Here is an 18,333-nt window from a genome sequence, read left to right on the forward strand (position 1 = left end):
TCGCAGTCCCGCCGATTTTCCGAGTGCATGGGCCCAGTTCAATCACGGCATGGTGATCGGATTGCCGGGGGAGCGGGGGTGTATGGCGGTTGGAGGTCTCATGGGAAGAGGCGGACTGGAGTTCTGGCCGAGTTACGGGACGCGGAGCGATTCGTGATCGCGCGGGAGGTACGGGCTCGGCGCGCCGTGCCAGCTGATGCGCAGGGTGTCTCGGGCGCGAGTCGCGGCGACGAAGAGGAGGGAGCGGGACTTGCGTTCCTCCCGGAGGAAGCGCTGGGGGTCGGTCTCGCGATAGCGGTTCATGACGGAGGTGCGGGGGATGACTCCGTCGCGGGCGCTGACGATGGCGAGCTTCTGGTATTCGAGGCCCTTGAAGCGGTGCATGGTGCCGACGTGCACCTCGCCGTCGCCCTTGACGCCGTCCTTGGTGAGTTCGGCGACGGTGATGCCGGCCTCCGTGGCGAGGTAGTACATGACTTGGTTCACCGAGTCGCGGTCGGCGACACATACGGCGATGTTGCCGCGCGGATCACGGCGCGGGCCATTGCCACCGTCGCCCGAGGTGAGCTCTTCGCGCCAGGTGTGGATGGTGGTGGCGAGCTGGGTGAGTTCGTCGTCCCAGGAATTGCAGGGGACGAGTTCGGGGACGGGGCCACGGAGTACGGAGCGGTAGCCGGCGAGGTTGTCCGTTCCGTCGTCAAGGTCGTCGAAAGCCAAGGTGCTTCCCTTGGTGTCCACGACCTGCATGGCGCGGGCGAGGATCTCTTGCGTGGTGCGGTAGCTGAGGGTGAGGCGGGAGGAGCGGCCCCTGATGTTGACGCCAACGGTGCCAAGGGTGACCTGCTGGTCGTAGATGCGCTGGTGGGTGTCGCCGGCGATGAACATGTCGTCGGGGCCCGGCGCGACCATGGCACGGAGCATCTTCCAGTGGGCGGGGCGCAGGTCCTGAGCTTCGTCGACGACGACGTGGCGGTAGCGGTGCCCGATGTAGCGCATGCCGGAGCTGTCGTCCCGGTGAATGAGGTCCTTGCCGCCGACTGCGTCCTTGTGTTCCTGCCGTGCCTGAATCTTGGCGGCGCGTTCCATCTCGAAGCGGGCGGCGCGTTCGGCCGCCTGACCCCAGGTTTCGCGGTTCTCCTTGTCGAGACGCGCGGTGAACTGCTCCAGGATCTTCCAGATCTGCGCGCGCTCGGGGCGATTGATCGACCGGCCGCGGCCGGCCCGGCGGGCCTCGAAGTACGCCTTGCGGTTCCCAAGGGACTGGCCGAGGATCACCTGCTCCCATTCCTCGTAGAGGAACTCGGCTTCCCAGCGCTTCTCGTCGAGCTCGAACAGGAGCTGCTGCAGCATCCCCAAGGCGACGGTGTCGTAGATGCGCTGTTTGCCGGCGCCGCTCAGGGAGTTTTCGTTGAGGACGCGGGCCGCGAGCTTGTCGATGTGGGTGATCTCTACGCGAGCGAGAAGCTCCGGATCCAGAAGGGAAGCGAGGCGGGCGCGGAGGTCGACGGTGAGATTCTTGGTGAAGGTCGTGAGCAGGATCGGTTTGTTGTGACCGGGAGGAAGTTGCCCGGCCAGGTGCCGGACCCGGTGAAGGGCGACGATGGTCTTGCCGGTTCCGGGGCCGCCGGAGACGCGGGCGGGTCCGTTGTAGCGGCGGTCGACGAGCTTGGCCTGGGTGGGGTGGAGGAAGACCTTCCAGGCCCGGAAGTCTCCTTCCTCCAGAACGTCGCGGACGTCGTCGTCGATGGTGGTGACGGTGGTGCGAGCCAGGGCCGCCCCGAGGTCGTGGCGCTCCTCTTCGGGGAGTCGTACGTCGACGGGCGCGGTGATTTCCCGGCGTACCTCGTCGATGGGCATCCCGGCGGCGAGACCGTAAAGGATGTCCTTGGTCAGCAGGGGGGCGCCGGACACCAGCTGGTCGAGTTCGGCACTCTCGGTGACGGCGAGCGCGAGGTCGATGAGCTGCGTGGCGACACCGAGCTCTCGCAGGTCCTCGCCGGTGACCCCGGACAGCAGCGGCTCGGCGGGCTCGACAGCCGGAAGCGGTGCAGTGGTGGCGGGCTTGGAGACCTCCGCGACCTGCGCCGGCGGCGCGGCCTCGTGGTCGGATGCCGGGTCGGGAGTCTGGTCGATCGGGGTGAGGGTGACGCCGGCGCGCTGGAGCACGCTCGGTCCGACCACGGACAGGTCGACGAACTCGATTTCGCCCGTGACGCGGTTGATCGCGACGGAGAGTTCTTCGTAGACGTGCTTGCGGTGCCGCACGGCAACGACGAGCCACCGCTGTTGTCCTCGCTCATCGACGCCCGCCTTGGCCAGTAGGGCCCGGTACGACTGGTCGATCTTTGCGCGGAAGACCCGTCCGTCGCCCTTGAGGGGCTTGAGGTCGAGGCCAGGATGGTCGGGGTTCTGCCGGAAGCGGTGGCAGAAATCGTAGAACCTGCCCTTGACCGAGCGGTCGAGCTTGTAGAGCTCGTTTTCTGCCTTCTCGTACAGGCTGAGCCGTGCGGTCATCAGGTGGTCGGGCCTTTCGTATCGGGGAGGAGGGTGAGAAGGGTGTCGAGATGGCTGAGCCAGTCGGCGGCTGTGCGTACGGTCCAGCCGTCGGCGGCGTACGCGTCGTCCCGTTTGCGTCGCTCGTCGTCCTGAGTGCCGTGTGCGTCTGCGGTGACAACGGCGACCTTGATGGAGGGATCGATCCAGGCGAAGTCCGCCTGCCAGCCTCGTTCGCCGAGTTCGTAGCCGAAGACGGGGGCCTTCTTGCCGCTTGCGGCGATCTGCTTGGCCAGTCGAGTGAGGTCGGAGTCCGGTTCGTCCTCTTCCAGGAGGTCGATGATGTCCTCGTCCCAGGCCCTGTCCCGCAGGATCCCGGCGACCGCCTTTTCCAGAGGGGATTCCGCTGTGGGTTCGGTGGCGGATCCGACATCGCTGACCGGGGCCCCCGCAGGGCTCTGCGCCGGCACCTTCTCCGCATCGGGGGCGGGCCGCCGCTGCACCATCAATGATTCGAGCTCGCCGATGCCTCCGCCGATGGTGAGGATCTCCACGGGGAAGCCGGCGGCCTGACTGGTCGCGAGCTGGATGCCGTCGCCACCAGCGAAGGCCAGGAACTGCAGTAGGTTCGACCAGTACAGCCAGGACCGCCACATGAGCTTGTGCGCGTCGGTGCCGACAGCCTCCGTTAGGTCGTCGAGGACGGCGATCGCGCTCCACTTTGGTTGCTCCGCGCCGTCGTCCCCGGAGGCGTCCACGGTGTAGATCAGCGGCAGCCCGCACTCGTCCGTTGCGTGCAGGACGAGGACGTCCCCGTCACCTTCCTCCGATTCCGGTTCCGGTCCAGCCCCTCGGCCGAGAGCGGCGAGGGCCGTGCGTACCGTTTCACGCGCCTGGTTCCTGTCGGCCTGCTGGACGAGCGGTTCGGGGGCGCTCATCAGTCCGCCGACAAGTGCCTTGGCCCGCTGTCCCCAGGCGGTACGCGAAGGCTGCCGCAGGTAGGCGAGGAGCGTTTCGATGGGGTTGGCGAACACCGCGTCGGCGAAGTGGGCACGGTCGCCGCCCATCTCCTCGTACCACTCCTTGGCAGTGTCCTGCCCGGTCCGCCGGTACGGCGGCCAGACCGGCCGTGCCTTGGCGGCGTCGCCCTTCTCGAAGAGTTCCAGGTCGTCCCAGGTGATCTGGAAGACGATGTGCCCGTCTGCCCGTAGGTCGTTGCGCTTGGCGCAGTCGGAGGCGATCCGGTTGTGCTTGCGGCTGGCGTGGTAGCGGTGTCCGTCGAGGTAGACGGTGACGGACCGGCGAGGTCCGTCGGTGGACTCGAAGGTGAAGTCGGTACGGGTGTACTCCAGGTTGCGCTGGGCTGTCAGCCGCCATCCCGTGGACCGCACGGTCCTGGCGTCTGTCCCCTTACCCTCGCCCGGCCCGGCTCCGGAGCCGGTGAAGCGGAGATATCCGCTGTTCGTGCCGCTCTCGTCGAGCGCGGCGTCGTCCTGGGTCTCGCTCCACTTGCGCAGGGCCGCGAGGAAGCGGGCTTCGAGGTCGGACTCGACCTGTTTGTCCAGGCCGATCAGGTCGGTGGTCTCCACCTTGCCGACCGACCAGCCGTCGATGGGGTTGCCGTCGCCGTCGCGTAGCGGCTCGCCGTTCTCGTCGATCGGGCCGAGGAGGTCGCCGAGGATCGTCAGGGCTTCCCGGCGTGAGACGACATCCTGGTGTCGTTCCTCGGTGTGGCGGTGCAGACAGCGGTGGCAGGCACGCAGGCCCTCGTCCTGGCAGGGGCACGCGAGGAGCACGGCGCGGGCCTTGAGGAGCATTTCCTTGAAGTCGTCGGAGTCAGTCAGACGGTCCAGGTACCCGGTGCCGCCGGGGAGCCGGTCGAAGAGCACGAGGAAGTGGCGCTTCTCGCCGGTGGCCTGGTCAGGCATCCTGGCCAGTGTGGTGTCCAGATGGGAGGGATCGCCGCCGAACTGTCGGTCGACACCGAGCCGCAGCGCGGCCTTGAAGGAGTAGATCTTCTCCTCCACGAGCACGGTGGCCGCCGGCAGCAGCACCCGCAGGGCTTCGGTGTGTAGCTGATGGGCCAGGAGCACCGGCTGCTGGGGTACCTCGGAGGCCTTCTTCCCGCGCCGCAGCGGGCACCAGGGCTGGTGATGCTTGACCTTCGGGTTGTGGCCGGCGGAGGAGCCCAGGGCATCGGTGTCGTGGTCGAAGACCGGCTTGCCGTCGGCGGTCGCCGCCCCGCACGCGGTGCACACGTGGAACGGTGCCATGCGGACGTCCTGCCCGGCGAGTTCGTCCTCGGACTGCGAGTCGAACCGCATCGGCCCGACGTTGACACGACGGATCACCGCCTTGCGGCAGTAGTCGATGCCGAAAGTCTGGCGGGTGTGCCTCCAGGACGTTCCTTGCTGGATCTCGTTCTGCGGAATGTCCACCGCGTCGATGACCGTGTAGTACCGCTGGTCGCGGTCGTCCTTGTCATCTCCGATGCGTGCGTCCTCGCGCTTGTCGCGGGAGGTGACTACGGTCGGCTCGACGACCTGGTGCAGGCACGATCCGTCGTCCGCGATCCGGGCGCTGTGGCACCGCGGGCACGGCTGCCGGTCGTCCTTGGCGTTCTCGGTCCGGACGTAGCCGCATTCCTGGCAGAACCGCCAGGTCTTCCAGTCCGGCTGGGAGGAGCTGCCGATGTCGACACCGGTGATCTCGTGCTTGTAGCCGTTGACGTAGAAGGTGTTGCCCGGCGCGAGTTCGGACAGGGCATAGCGTCGGGGACGGTCGTAGGAGCGGACCTTGGAGTCGAAACGGTCTCTGTCGGTGTTCGGGTCCTTGCTGTCGGGCCAGTACAGCGTCGCGTTGAGGGTGGTGACCGAGTCGATGAGGGCGTAGTTCGGGAGCAGGCCGAGGTCGCACAGAGCCTGCTGGGCCGTGGTGAGGCCCAGCTTGTGCAGTCGCTTGCCGACCGCCCGGTGCTCGGCATCGAGTTCCGCCTTGCGGGCGCGCTGCTCGTCCTCGGTGTCGTGAAGTTCGTCGCGGGCCTCCGCGATGTACTTCAGTCGCCGGCGCAGCACGTCCTCACCACGCTGCCACTGCCGTTCGGCCCGCTCCACCGCGCTGCGCAACTTGCGCTTCGCGTAGGTCCGCAGGTCTTCCGCCGCCTGCTCGTTGACCCCGATGGGGAAGAGCCCGAGGAAACCGTCGACCAGGCTATCGGCGTCGGCGAGCGCTGTCTCGACCAGATCGGCGAGGTATCCCGACGGGCCGAAGAGCGCGGGTGCCTGGTGGGGCACGGCGGGTAGCGGCCGGCCGTCGGGACGCAGCATCCGGCCCCGCGCGGCCAGGTCGAGCAGGTGCGCGAGGTATTGACGGCGCAGGATCTCGATGGCCGACAGGTGACTGCCCGGCGGCACGATCTGCCCGGCGATCATCTCGCGCGGCTGATCCAGGTAGTACAGATCACGGCGGCTGCGATCGGGGATGGTCAGCAGGAACGCGTTCCCGGTGCGGCGACCGGCCCTGCCGACCTGCTGAGCGTAGTTGGCGGCGCGCCTGGGCAGAGCGGCGAGTACGACGGCTGACAGATCGCCGATGTCGATGCCCATCTCCAGAGTCGGCGTGCAGGACAGCACGTTGGGGTCCTTGAACCCGCTGCCGTCCTTGAATGCCGCTTCGACCTTCTCCCTCTCCGGACGGGTCAGCATGCCCGTGTGCTCGGCCGTGATGACCTGGTACGTACCGGCCTTGCGGTACAGCCGACGGTAGTAGTCCTCGCGGTAGTCCCGGTCCCGCTGGTGCCTGCCCAGCCCTTCGGGTCGGTTCCCGGCGACGAGACGGCCCTTGCGGCAGCGGTACGACGGGCAGGGCTGCCCGTCCCACTGGCCGAGCAGGCGAGGGTGGACGGTCTGCTCCCAGAAGCAGTCCGGGCAGCGCACGAACGCCTCGTTTACTTCCGTGTCCTTCAGGAGCTGCACATCGACAGCGCCTGGCTTGAGGCCGTAGATCCGCAGGGTGCCGTCCAGCGGGGTCCGCACCGAAAGCAGCCTGGCCTCGACCAGTGCGGGCAGCAGCCTCGACCAGAACTCGGCCGCCTGCTCACGCGGCAGCCCGAGAACACGCTGCGCCCACCGCTCGTACCAGGACAGCCGCCCCGTTGCGAAGTCGAACTCGCTCTTTGCCTTCGGGGCGCTGAGCAGGAACACCGGGGCTGCGATGCCCTTGGGGAAGGCGCGCATCCCGGTAGGCCGCTTGCCCCAGATGAAGTACCGACTGGTGCCGGCCTCCGACAGATACCCCTCCAGCCACCTGTGCCCGATCGCGCCACGGGTCCGCAGACGCTCCAGGAAGATCCGCAGGAACCCGAGGTAGCAGGCGTCGTCCTGCTCGATGACCGGCAGGCCGCCCCCCTTCCCGTACGGCTCGGTGTGCGCGGCCTTGACCAGAGCGATCGCCGCGGCCTCGTCCTTGATGCGGACGTGCGCGGCGGCGGTGCGGGTGAGCTCCAGCGTACGACCGTTGCGGGAGCGGAAACCGAACTCCATCAGCGCCTCGAACGCGAAGCGCTCGCCGATCAACTCCCAGGTCTTGCGGTCGCCGCCCCGCCCCTCGCCCGAGAGGAGCCGCTGGACGCCCTTGAAGTCGTGCAGGTCGGTGGGGACGACGGCGGCGAGGGTCTCCCGGTCGGTGGTCGCCGCGACCACGTCGGCGATCAGATCGTGCAGAGCGGTCGGACGCTCCTCCGACAGATGCTTCTTGAACAACGCCCGCAGGGAGAATGTGTACGAACGACTGGCCACGAACCCGGCCCGGTGTGCGGCATCCTGCACCGAGTCGTTGAACATCAGGGTCTTGTCCTCACCCTGCTGGTCGTCCATCTCCCCGCCGGTGAACAGCTGGGTGATCGAGGCCGCAGCGAGGGCCGCCGCACCGGTACCGAGGAAGCGGATCGCGTTGTGCGAGCCGCAGGCAGGACACCAGTCGTCCTCGGCGGCGGTGGTCGCGGTGTCACCGAGGTACACGAGGACGAAGGCCGAGTCGGAACCCGCGAGCCGGGGCTCGCCCGTCTCCCGGTCGTAGTCTCGGACCGGATCGGGCAACCTGAGACGACGGTTCGGTCCGTCCAGGACGCGCAGCTGCCCGGAGTTTGTGGCGGCCAGTGACGAACCGCCAGCTCCCACGCGCCGTCCGGCGTCGTCCATCGGCGCGGCACCGGATCCCTCCAACGCCTCCTTCTCCGTGGCCGCAATTAGGTTCCGGACACGCATCTTGTCCTGGCTCACCGAGGCACGCCGGATCTTGTGCGTGTCGACCTGGACGTCGGCGTCATCGGTCTCCGGCGAGAACACCGCCCAGCCCGACCGGCCGCAGTCCCTGCAGTACACCGCCGGCAGGAACAGGTTCGCCGTCTGCCCCGCAGTTGCCGTCGTCACCGGCGCGGTCCGCGCCGGCTGCTCCGCCGAGCGGTCGGTGGCACCGGCCGAATCCCACTGAAACTCGGCCTTCGGCCACGGCAGCACCCCCCGTACGAGACGGGACACCGACCGCGCCCACTGGTGCACCTCGACCTGCACGAAAGGACGCGGCTTCTCGGGCGTGGACGCGGGGTCGCGGGCCACCGACAGCAGCGCCACTAGACGGGCCAGCGCGGAAGCCGCCACTTCCGGTTGTCGGGTGATCGCCTGTCCCCAAGATGGCGCTCCCCGGCGCCACATCAGGTCCAAGACCTCGGGAACGGTCCGCACCTGCCCGTCGAGGGCGTGCATCACCGCCGAGGCCAGCATGTGTCGTTTCAGGTGCCCACCGAGCACGTACGGGTCGGTCTCCCGGGACCCGGTCACCGCCTCCGCCAGTGAGGCGAACTCCTCGTTCCCGAGGGAGGGGTCGGGGAGCATGGCCAGCACATCCGGCGCAGGCATCGGCAGCATGGGGTCGAAGCCGCTCGGCGGCACGAACTCGTCGACTGTCTGCCGGTTCTCCCCGACGATCGAGGAGGCGTCGAACTCCGTCCCGAACACTTGCGTCGCGACATCGAGTAGCTGCCGCACGCCGTCCTGGTCCGTACCCGACGCGAGCGTCGCCGAGGTCGCCACGGGACAGATCCGCCCCAGCGGCCGTCCCTTCTCCGATGCCCCTACGGCAGAGGCGAGCCGCCGCAACAGCATCGCGACGTCGGTGCCCTGTGCGCCGTCGTAGGTGTGGAACTCGTCGACGACCACGTAGCGGATGTCTGCGTCCGCCCACAGCGGGGCGTCCTGCGCACGCTGGAGCAGCAGGTCGAGCATCTTGTAGTTGGTGATCAGGATGTCGGGTGGCGAGATCTGCATGTCGGAACGGCGCGTATACACCCGGTCGTACTGGGTTGCCGCCCGGTCGCCGATGTAAAGACCGGCCCGTACCTTGCCCAATGCCTCGTGCTCATCACGCAGGAGGTCGTTGATGCGCTGCGCCTGATCGGTGGCGAGCGCGTTCATCGGGTACAGGAACACGGCCTTGACCCCGGTGCGGCCGGCCCTCCGCTCCCGGGCGCAGTGGTCGAGCACCGGATAGAGGAACGACTCCGTCTTACCGGAGCCGGTCCCCGTCGTCACGAGCGTCGGCTGCGGCGTACGACCACCCGCTGAGGACAGCCGCTCGAATGCCTTCGCCTGGTGCGCGTACGGCACCCAGTCGGTTCGCCGCCAGTCCAGGTACTTCTCCCAGGACCCGTCCGCCTGCACGAACGGCGTACGAAGACGGAGGAACGGCCCCCGGAACATCCCGGTGTTCTCGTCCCCCAGGAATTGGTGCAACGCCTGTCGCGCACCCTCGTCCGTGAGCGCGTACGTGGTCGACAGGTACTGCAGCAGGCTCTCCTTGAGCCCCTGCGCTTCGAGCGTCGGCCTCACGACTTGGGCACCTCCTGCTTGACCGGGTCCCAACGGCCGGCGGAGACGGCCTTGTCGAGACGCTCCTGGAAGTAGGCGTGGGCCTCGCGCATCTCGTGCTCGCGGTCGGCCTTGTAGAAGGGGGCGGTGTAGCCGTCGGGGACGGGTGGCTTTTCAGCCTCGGGGAGGGAGGCGTCCTTCTGGCCGGCGAGGTACTTCTCGAAGGCCTTCCAGTCGTCGCTGGTCTGGCCGTGGCCGAAGGTGTATCGGTTGCCGGCGATCTTGCGCTCCGTGGAGTCGAACCAGGTCACGGAGTCGAAGTCCTGCATGATCGGGAATCGGGCTCGGTACATGGTGATGAGCGTGTCGGCGTCGATTCCGAGCCAGACGGCCACGAGCGCGTCGATCTCGACCAGGGCGGCGCGCCGGGCGTACTCGGTGCGGAGTGGGGTGTCGCGCTGCCAGGTGGGCGTGACGGCGTGGAGCTCGGTCGTCATGTGCTCCCAGGTACGCGCCCAGGGCTCGTAGCCAGACCACTTGGGGTCGTAGAGCTCCTGCCAGAGGTCGGCGTAGGCGGTGGTCAGGCAGTTGAGACGGAGGGTACGGAGGAGGAGAGCTGGGGTGAGTGGGTGCTGAATGCGAGGGGCCGGAAGGGATTTGGCGCTCGCGAACTGCAGCTGATTGCGGTTCGTTGTCCGAAGGAAATAGTCCAGCGGCAGTGACGCCCAGAAGCCCGCAACCAATGCTGTCTCATAACGGGATGGCATAGTGAGGCTGAACAAGCCGTCTACGTGCGCAGCTTCTGGCGGAATCAATGCGGCGTAGAGGGCCCTTTCCGTATCGGGGGCGATCATCTTTCGCCAGGCCAAACGGACGAAGCGTGTACTGGGCTTTGTTGCTCGCGCAATGAGGGCATTGTCCACCGTTTCGTCCGATACCTCGGACAGTGGACGCATCAGTTTCTCCGCGAGTTGCTTGCGCATCGACGTTCGTGATTCCGTCGATCCCCGCAACTGATTGAGCTCCGCATGGTCCAGCCACAAGTCCTGCGCTTCGCGATAGGTAGCCTCGTCTGCTACGCGCCGGTACTCTGACTCCGGAACCGCGTCCGAGGGCAGCTCGATGTGATTGAGCCCAAGGACCTCGCCGCCACCTTGGCTCGGCTGCTTGAAGAATGGGTTGGCGACTCCGATTTGGGGGCCTTTAAGGATGACGCTTCCCCAGAAATCCGCCTGATAGTCTTCTCGGTCCTTCTGCCTCTTGTTGTAGTCAATGAGAGGGGTGTCCTTGGTGGAGCCATGGATCGGCTTCTTGGCTGCGCCCTCGTCGAATCCGATCGTGATCTGCGGCGAGAGGCTACCCAATCGATGGGGGTAGGCTGCAAGCGCGTTGATGGCGGGATTCTCAGCTGAACTCACCGGTGACAGGAGTCTGGCCTCGCCTGCTGGGACATCCTGCTCTCCGGAGAGTTCCTGCCACTTGACCAGCGTGCGCGAGGTGACTCGGACAACACGGGCGCGGTGCGGTCGTTCGTCCCAGCTGCCTTCGTACTTCACCCCTGGCGCGTCACCGCTGCCATCGTGCGCCTTTGAGAACCGAAATGCATCGACGGAGAACAGCCAGGAAAGATGGTCGAAGTCGATCTCTCCGTCTTCGCCATAGATGTGCACGCCGAAGTGGCTGGACCTGCCAACGGGTGGCGGGAAGAAGCGATTGCCTGCGTTAACGAAGTCGCCGTGCATCCGCAGCCGACGGTAGGCGGCATTCCGCAGTGCTGCTTCCTTGGCGCCTGTGAAGTGGGTGTCGGGATGTACGAGGCCGATCGTGCCGCAGGCGGCGAGGTGGCGCCAGGTCTGACACATGAACGATCGGTACAAATCGGGCTTCGTGCCTGCAATCAGTGGATACACCTGTGGTGCTGACAGATAGTCCGCTGTCGTGACCGTCGACGTGACCTCGCCCAGCACGTACGTGGTCACCTTCGGCCTCGCTAGTTCGGCCGTCCGACGCCGGTGTTTCTCCGCGGCCGGAGGCTTCTCCGTCAGCATGAACCATGGCTCGAACTCCGCGATGACGGAGTTCTCCTTCCACTCGGGCCGCACCCACGGTGGGTTACCTACCTGAAGGTCGAACCCTCCGCCCTCCGAGAAGGCCAGTGCGAAGTCGAGCTCCCAGTGCAAGAAGCCCTGATCGTCGGCGATGTCGCTAACCATCCCCATCCAGGGGAAACGGGCCTCCGGTTCCCGTTGGTCCATGTCCATCTCGGTCTCACTCTGGATGAGCTGTTCGTAGTCGCTGAGCTCCTTCAGGGTGTTCATGGAGCCGATGAGGGAGTCGGTTCTCGGGACCGGCCCGCGTCCGAGCATGGCTTCCAGGAAGTCCAGCCAGTCGTCGAGGTCCTTCAGCGCGATGAGCGGGCGACGCGCGGGCCGGGCGAGGGAAGGGGCGGGCTTGCTGGTTCGGACCGTGGTCCTCGACGGGCCGGCTTCCTTGATCTCTTTGTGCACCACACCGCTGGACGAGCCGTCGATGTCCGACAGGGAGATCTGGTCTCCTGCCATGTCGAAGAGCAGCACGTTCTCCACGAGGCGCGGTGCGCTCGTGGGCATCGGCGGCTCTGCCTCGACCGAGCGGGTAATCGGCACGTCGGCGGGTGATGCCTCCACGGCCCAGGCCATCGTCGCCTCGATCAGGTCACCGATGCTGCCCACGCCGTCGCCGCCCACCACCGGGGCGCCGAGATACACGTCGTCCGTGCCATCCAGCAGCCCTGCCTGTTCAGCCGGCCAGAACCACAGCGCGCACCATGCGTCCATGACCCGCTTCAGCCGCCAGTATGGGCTTCCGGCAGCCTTGAACAGGTCGGCGTACACCTTCTCCTTCGACATCCGTACGGAACCGGCATCATCCGTGCCGGCCTCCGAGCGCCGCAGGAAGGCGAACTCCTCGTCCTTCGGGTCCGCGCCCCAGACGGCGATGCTGCGGGAGATCTCCCGTTCCGACAGCTCCATTCGCTTGACCACGAGGGACCATAGGAACTCAGCACGTCGCGCGGCGTCACGCAGGCGCGTGTACTGAGAAGCGGCCTCGTCGCCAGTCTTCGTGTCGCGCATGGGTTCGCCGGTCTTCTTGGTCAACCGGCGATGGGGCTTCTGCAGGATCCCCTTCTTCCAGTCCGCGAGCGCCTTGACGCCGTCCTCGGCGAGCAGCGCGAGGAGCTTCTTCGCGTCCCCGCTTGCGCCTGTCACCGCCGCCCATCCAGGGGTCGGCAGCAGGAACTGGTGCACCGCCCCGTCCGGCAGCGGCTGCTTCGCGCCGTCCTTGAGGAACGGCAGCGGCGTCGGGGTGAGGGGCTTGGCGTTGAGCCACGGGGCTTTGCCCGTCTGGGGGGCTACGTCTCCGGCCGCGTAGACGGTCCGGCGTCCGCCGATCAGAGAGTTGCCCCGCCGCAGGTGCAGTCCGAACCACGGCGCCCGCATGCCCGGGTGCATGGTGTTGAGCCATAGCGAGACCTCGGCCAGTTCGACCCCCGTCGCGTTGAGGTCCACACCGTAGGCGTTATGCAGCGCGATGTACGCCTTGGCCTTCTGCTTCTCCGTCAGCGCGTCCGCCGTCGGAATGGAGACACCCAGCTCGTCCTGCCGGCGCCGCAGGTACTCCTCGGCGACCTGGTTGATCGCCTCGTTCAGGAACGCGCCCGACCCGAGCGCGGGCTCGCAGATCCGGTACTTCAGCAGTTCCGAGGCCCGCGTCTTGACGACGTTGCCGTCGGCGTCCTTCTCCTGGTCTACCCGGTGCTTGAGTGCGAGCTCGACGGTGACCTTGGTGAGGGACTCGGGTGTGTAGTACGAGGCAGACGTCTCCCGGTCGCGGCCGGCGAGGCGGTACACGAAGCAGCCCGGCGGGTACTTCCTGGGCCCGCGCAGCCCCCTCTGCACGTCGTGCTCGTCGTACATGACCCATGTGTTCTCGGGGTACTCCTTGAGTCGCTGGGAGGGGACGAGCCAGGAGCCCTTCGCCGGGTCGCCGCTCTTGGCGACTTCGCACAGCTCCTCCTCGGCGATGATGCCGGTGTACGACATCAGGCCCTCGTAGACCGCCCCTAGCTGGTTGATGCCGAGGTTGCGGTACGAGATGAACCCGGCGCGACCCCCGGGGCCGTCGGCCTTCTTCAGGGTCAGCAGGCGCAGCACCTGGTGCAGGGCGCTGTTGCGCGGTCGCAGGTCCAGCCAGCGGGGCTCGGCGTCCTCGTCGCTGCGAGGGTCGCGGGTCTCAGTGCCGATGAGCCGTACGGAGTCGCGCTCGAAGAGTTCGCTGCGCAGCGGTTCGAAGCGCAGGCCCCGGTCCTCGCTCCGGTGCTTCTCCTTGCGGCGCCGGGTCTCCTCATCGTCGCCGGGCAATTCGTCGTTCGGCTCGGTGCCGTAGGGGCGGTAGCCGTTGTTGACCTTCTTGAAGAGCAGGTCGAGGGAAGCGTGGAGGTGGACGCCGTTGCGGGTGGTTTCTTCGGTCAGCTGCTCGTCGCGCTGGACCAGTTCACGGAGGCGGGCCATGGAGTACCCGGCCTCGTAGGAACCGTCGTCGGCCGGCAGGATGCCCAGCTCGGGGCGGGCTTCGGCGTAGAGAAGGAAGAGGATCCGGTAGAGGTAGCGGAGCGACTCCTGGGTGAGCTGCCTGGCGAAGGGCTGGTCGGTGCGCTCGATCTCGCGCGGTTCGACCCCGATTTCCTCCAGGCGCTCTAGTACCGCGTTGGCGATGATCTCGACGGACTTCTGGAGCCCTTCGCGCAGCTCGCTGGACACGCCCACGGCGTTGTCACGGGACGCCTTGATCAGAGCGTCGATGGCCGGCGCCTTGCCGTCCTCGGCAGGGGCGAGCGCCTCGTGGCTGAACAGCCCGGCGATGGTGGCGAGTTCGCCGTACTGGCGGCGGTCGTTGCGTTCCAGGGCAGCGTCGAGGTTGACGGCCAAGTATCGGCCTTCGCCCCAGGTCTGACGGTCGGCAAGGACGACTACTCCGCCGCACAGCAGCAGGACGAAGCGCGGGGCCGTGCCGCCTTCCTCGCCGAGTTCGCTCTGGAAGAGCCAGGTGGCGAGCGCCTGCCCGGTCTCGTAGGTCTCACCGCTGCCTGCCCGTACCGCGTGGAGCAGGCGGCCGTAGCCGTCCGAGTCGAGTGCCGTGTCGTTGCTCGCGGACCAGCCGCAGTCGACGGCCACGATGCCGTCGCCGTGCCAGGCCACCGTCACCTCGTGCTCGCGACCCGCCCGGTGCACGGTCAAGGTCCGAGCCGGGGGTACGGCCCCCGTGCCATCGGCGGCCCCCGTCGCGACGGGAAATCCGAGGGCGGCGAGGACCTGCTGGTGCCAGTCCGCGACGCGCTCCCGCCATTCCTCGTCCTGGTAAGTGTTCAGGCGCGCCTCGAAGGCTTCCGCCTGCGGGTCCGCGTCGTCCTGCTCGTCGGCCTTGGCCTGCTCGGCGAAGAAACCGCGGTACTTCTCGTCCAGGTACGTCGAACGCAGGGCGCGCAGCGCCTCGCGCGGAGTGGCACGCGGGTCGTTCGCGTCGCTCTCACGGTCTGCCCAAGCGGCGAGGACGCCCTTCTTGAGCCCGTCGCCGAGCTGCTCGGCGAAGTAGTACGCGGACAGGTACTCGCCGCGGTTGGAGAAGGAATCGAAGTCAGTGCTCATCGGTCGGTCGTCTCTCCGGCAACAGGCGCGGCGGATACGTCGGCTACAGCGGGGTGCCAGTCGACAGGCGTCGAGGACAGCGGTTCCAGGACGCCGAGCAGGCGCAGCATCGGGGCCCCGGAAGTCCGCAGCGACCTGATCATGGCCTTACGCCGGCTCGCGGTGAGGTCGACGTCCTGCTTGTGTTTACGGGAACGGGACGCGACGGCGAACAAGGCGTCCTGCTGCCACTGCGTGACACGCTTCTCGTACGGGGCGAGCACGGTGTCGATCTGCCGCGTGTACTCGGCCTCCCGGTCGGTGAGGAACCGGGTGGCAGCGTCGATGGCTGCCGGCACCAGGTCCTGGAGCCCGTCCCGGTCGGCCGGGGCGGCACGTCCGGGCATCTTCGGGCCCACGTTGCACGCGGCGAGGAAGGCGTCATCGATCCGCAGGACACGCGGGGCGGCGGGCAAGCCGACGATGGCCATCCACTCGACGACGGTGGGACGGCCCACCGCGTTGGAGTAGATGCCCTGGACGAGGTAGACCGGGCCCGACAGGTCTGCTGGCAGCTGCTCGTCCAGCTTCCCGGCCGCTTCGAGGTCGGGGGCGTAGGCGAGCACGAAGGCCTGGTCGTGCCGGAGAGCGGCCAGCGCCTTGTCGGTCACCCAGTCCAGGACGGGGTGGACGTCCGACACGTAACTGACATTCGGCCACTGGCTCTGGGTGGTCTCCCGGGCGACCTCGAGCCGCTTGGCGGCCAACCCCTTGTCGAAGGTGAGGCGCAGTCGCCCTTCCTTCTTCGCGGTGGGCAAGATGCCCTGGTCGGTCAGGTACGCCTTGGGCAGGGCCTTGAGCCGGTACACCAGGTCCGACGGCGGTTCGAAGGCGATGGTGCCGTCGTCCTCACGGCGCAGCTTGAGGACGTTCTCCGGCTTGTCGGGGAAGTACGTCTGCCGCAGCGCTTCGTCGAAGTAGGCCGCCGTGGCACCCGAGGCCCCGAACAGGCTGGGCACGGTGGCTCCGGGTACGTCGTCGGTCGGCTTCTTCGCGCCGACGTTGCCCATCAGCCGGCCAAGCATCGCCTTGGCGCCGCCGCTGGACTTCTTGATGGACTCCTCAACCGTGCGCCCCGCGATGAGGTCCCGCGTGAGGCGGTCTTCTTCCTCCTTCGCACGGTAGATGCCACTGACGGCCTCCGCCGATCCCTCGATCCGGTGTGCCTCCGCCTCGCGGGCGAGGAGCTTGGCACCCACCAGCCGGTCATCCAGGGGCAGAGCTTCTCCGGTCTCAACGTCCTTGCGCCACTCCACGTCGCTGGTGAGGACCAGAGCCCGGAACTGAGGCGGGGTGCCCTGCCCATAACGGTCAATACGGCCGTTGCGCTGCTCGATACGGATCAGCGACCACGGGAGGTCGTAGTGGATCAGCTGGTAGCACTGCTGATGCAGGTTGACACCCTCGGAAGCGACGTCACCGGTGAAGAGGATGCGCACCGGATCGGTGCGCAGACCGAACTTGGAGACGATGTCCTTCTGCTCGTCCTCGTTGCTGGCCTCGCCGTGCATGACCTGGACCACACCGCCGTAGGCCAGCCAGGGCTTCGACTTCGCCTCGGTCTCGTCCTGCTTGGTGCCGGTCCGGAAGCCGAGCCTGGCCGGTACGGCCTGCGCCAGCCACTTCAGCGTGGGAATACGCTCGGAGAAGACGACGACCCGCGTGTCCGACCCGGGCCCCACACCGATCTTCTTCAGCTCGCGCACCAGGGCGTCGAGCTTCGCGGAGTCGTCGTCGCCGATGTCGGCGGCGAGTCGCTCCAGCTCCATGATGGCCTCGCGCTCAATTCTGCGCTCGGTCTCGCGGACCGCCGGATCCTGCCCCTTGCGGACCTTCAGGGGCTTGTCCAGGACCCCCTTCCTGGCTGCGACCGAGTCCTGGAACGCCCTGTGCGACGACAGGAACGACTTCAGCAGGTTGTAAGCGACCATCGTGTCGGCGCAGACCGAGGAAGCGGCCGGGTCGCGGGGCGTCCACCGGGCAGCGAGTTCCTCGAGGACCGCCCGTTCCTTTGGCCCGGCCTCGACGGGCACTGGTTCGGACGGTCCCCGGTCGGCCCATTTGCCCTTGAGAGAGTCCCGGACTTCGCGGTCGGTCTTGGTCCTCCGGATGTAGAGATGGCCGAGGTCCTTCACCTCGTACTCCGCGGGGTTCGCGATCGCCGTCTTGTCCAGCATCCCGATCAGCTCGGCGAAGGACTCTGCGACACCATTGTGCGGGGTCGCGGAGGCGAGGACGAGCGCGTCCGTGTGGTCGGCCAGAGTGCGGGCGACGTCGTTGTTCTTGGTGCCCCGGTTGACCAGATTGTGCGACTCGTCGATGACCACCGCGTCCCAGTGGGAGTTCTCCAGGTGGTGGGCATAGACATCGCTCTTGAGGGTGTCCACGGAGATGATCGAGCGCTTGAAGTACGCGAAGGGGTTGCGGCCGGCCGGGATGTCCCGCTGGATGCGCTGGATGCCGGTGGAGTCGAGGCGGACCAGCGGAATGGAGAAGCGGGTCCACAGTTCGCGCTGGAACTGCTCCAGAACGTGAGCCGGAGTGACCACTAGGATGCGCTCGCCGCGCCCGCGGCGGATGAGCTCGGCCAGCAGGATGCCGATTTCCAGGGTCTTGCCGAGCCCCACCACGTCGGCGATCAGGATCCGCGGTTGAGGGTTCTCCTTGGAGAGTGCCAGCTCGGCCGGGCGCAGCTGGTGGGTCTGCTGGTCCATGAGGAAGTTGTCGGCCAAGGCGAGCCCATGCTCTGTCTGCGGGAGCGCGGTCTTGCGGATGACCGCCTCCAGGTAGAGACGCGCCTTGCGGTGATTTGGTGAGTCGTCCGGGACCAGCTGCGTCTTCTTCGGGTCGAGGGCCTCGATGTAGTCGAGCTTGTCGTAGAAGACGGCGTCGGTACCCCGGACGAAGGAGGACACTCCGGTGGCCTCGATCATCCAGTCCTCACCCACCGGTGTGACGGTCTTGACCAGCCACTGCTCGTCCCGGACCCGCACCTGTGCGCCGGGAGCATACTTTGCCTGGCGAGCTACACCGATGGCACCGTTCGTGACGTCGGGCGAGTCCTCGTCCACGGCGTCGAACGTGCCCTGCCCACCGGGGCTGCCGGTCTCCGCAGCGCTGGTCACGTACCGCTCCATTCCCTTATCCCGCTGTTCTTCCGTACTTCTCCGGATGCACCCGGAGGAGGGGCACCCCGTGTCAGCCGACTGCCGCATTTGTATCCGCGACCACTGACAGCGCTGGCTCAGATGCCT

At 67.4% G+C, this 18,333-nt stretch carries 4 protein-coding genes; all 4 read right to left on the bottom strand.

From position 1 onward, the window contains the following. Positions 1–132 precede the first annotated feature (132 nt). The 4 genes from MRBLMG1_RS36865 to MRBLMG1_RS36880 are packed head-to-tail and all read right to left on the bottom strand — an operon-like array spanning position 133 to position 18,204. Positions 133–2,514 carry a UvrD-helicase domain-containing protein gene (locus MRBLMG1_RS36865; protein ID WP_367828522.1) on the bottom strand — a complete coding sequence of 794 codons (2,382 nt, stop codon included), beginning with the start codon at positions 2,512–2,514 and terminating at the stop codon, positions 133–135. Next, positions 2,514–9,377 (bottom strand): DEAD/DEAH box helicase, encoded by a 6,864-nt coding sequence (locus tag MRBLMG1_RS36870; RefSeq protein WP_367828523.1) that lies wholly within the window; start codon positions 9,375–9,377, stop codon positions 2,514–2,516. Before MRBLMG1_RS36870 ends, MRBLMG1_RS36865 begins: the two co-directional genes overlap by 1 nt. Further along, positions 9,374–15,040 carry a hypothetical protein gene (locus MRBLMG1_RS36875; protein ID WP_367828524.1) on the bottom strand — a complete coding sequence of 1,889 codons (5,667 nt, stop codon included), beginning with the start codon at positions 15,038–15,040 and terminating at the stop codon, positions 9,374–9,376. The genes MRBLMG1_RS36870 and MRBLMG1_RS36875 overlap by 4 nt, the downstream gene beginning before the upstream one ends. Continuing rightward, positions 15,037–18,204, bottom strand: a complete 3,168-nt coding sequence (locus MRBLMG1_RS36880) for an SNF2-related protein (RefSeq protein WP_367828525.1) — start codon at positions 18,202–18,204, stop codon at positions 15,037–15,039. Before MRBLMG1_RS36880 ends, MRBLMG1_RS36875 begins: the two co-directional genes overlap by 4 nt. Between the last annotated feature and the right edge of the window lie 129 nt (positions 18,205–18,333).

Origin of the sequence: Streptomyces sp. LMG1-1-1.1 (assembly GCF_040815545.1) — a bacterium.
Lineage (GTDB): Bacteria > Actinomycetota > Actinomycetes > Streptomycetales > Streptomycetaceae > Streptomyces.

Excerpts from the sequence above, each read along its gene's own strand:
- MRBLMG1_RS36875 (WP_367828524.1), bottom strand. The coding sequence starts at position 15,040 with ATGAGCACTGACTTCGATTCCTTCTCCAACCGCGGCGAGTACCTGTCC.
- MRBLMG1_RS36865 (WP_367828522.1), bottom strand. The coding sequence starts at position 2,514 with ATGACCGCACGGCTCAGCCTGTACGAGAAGGCAGAAAACGAGCTCTAC.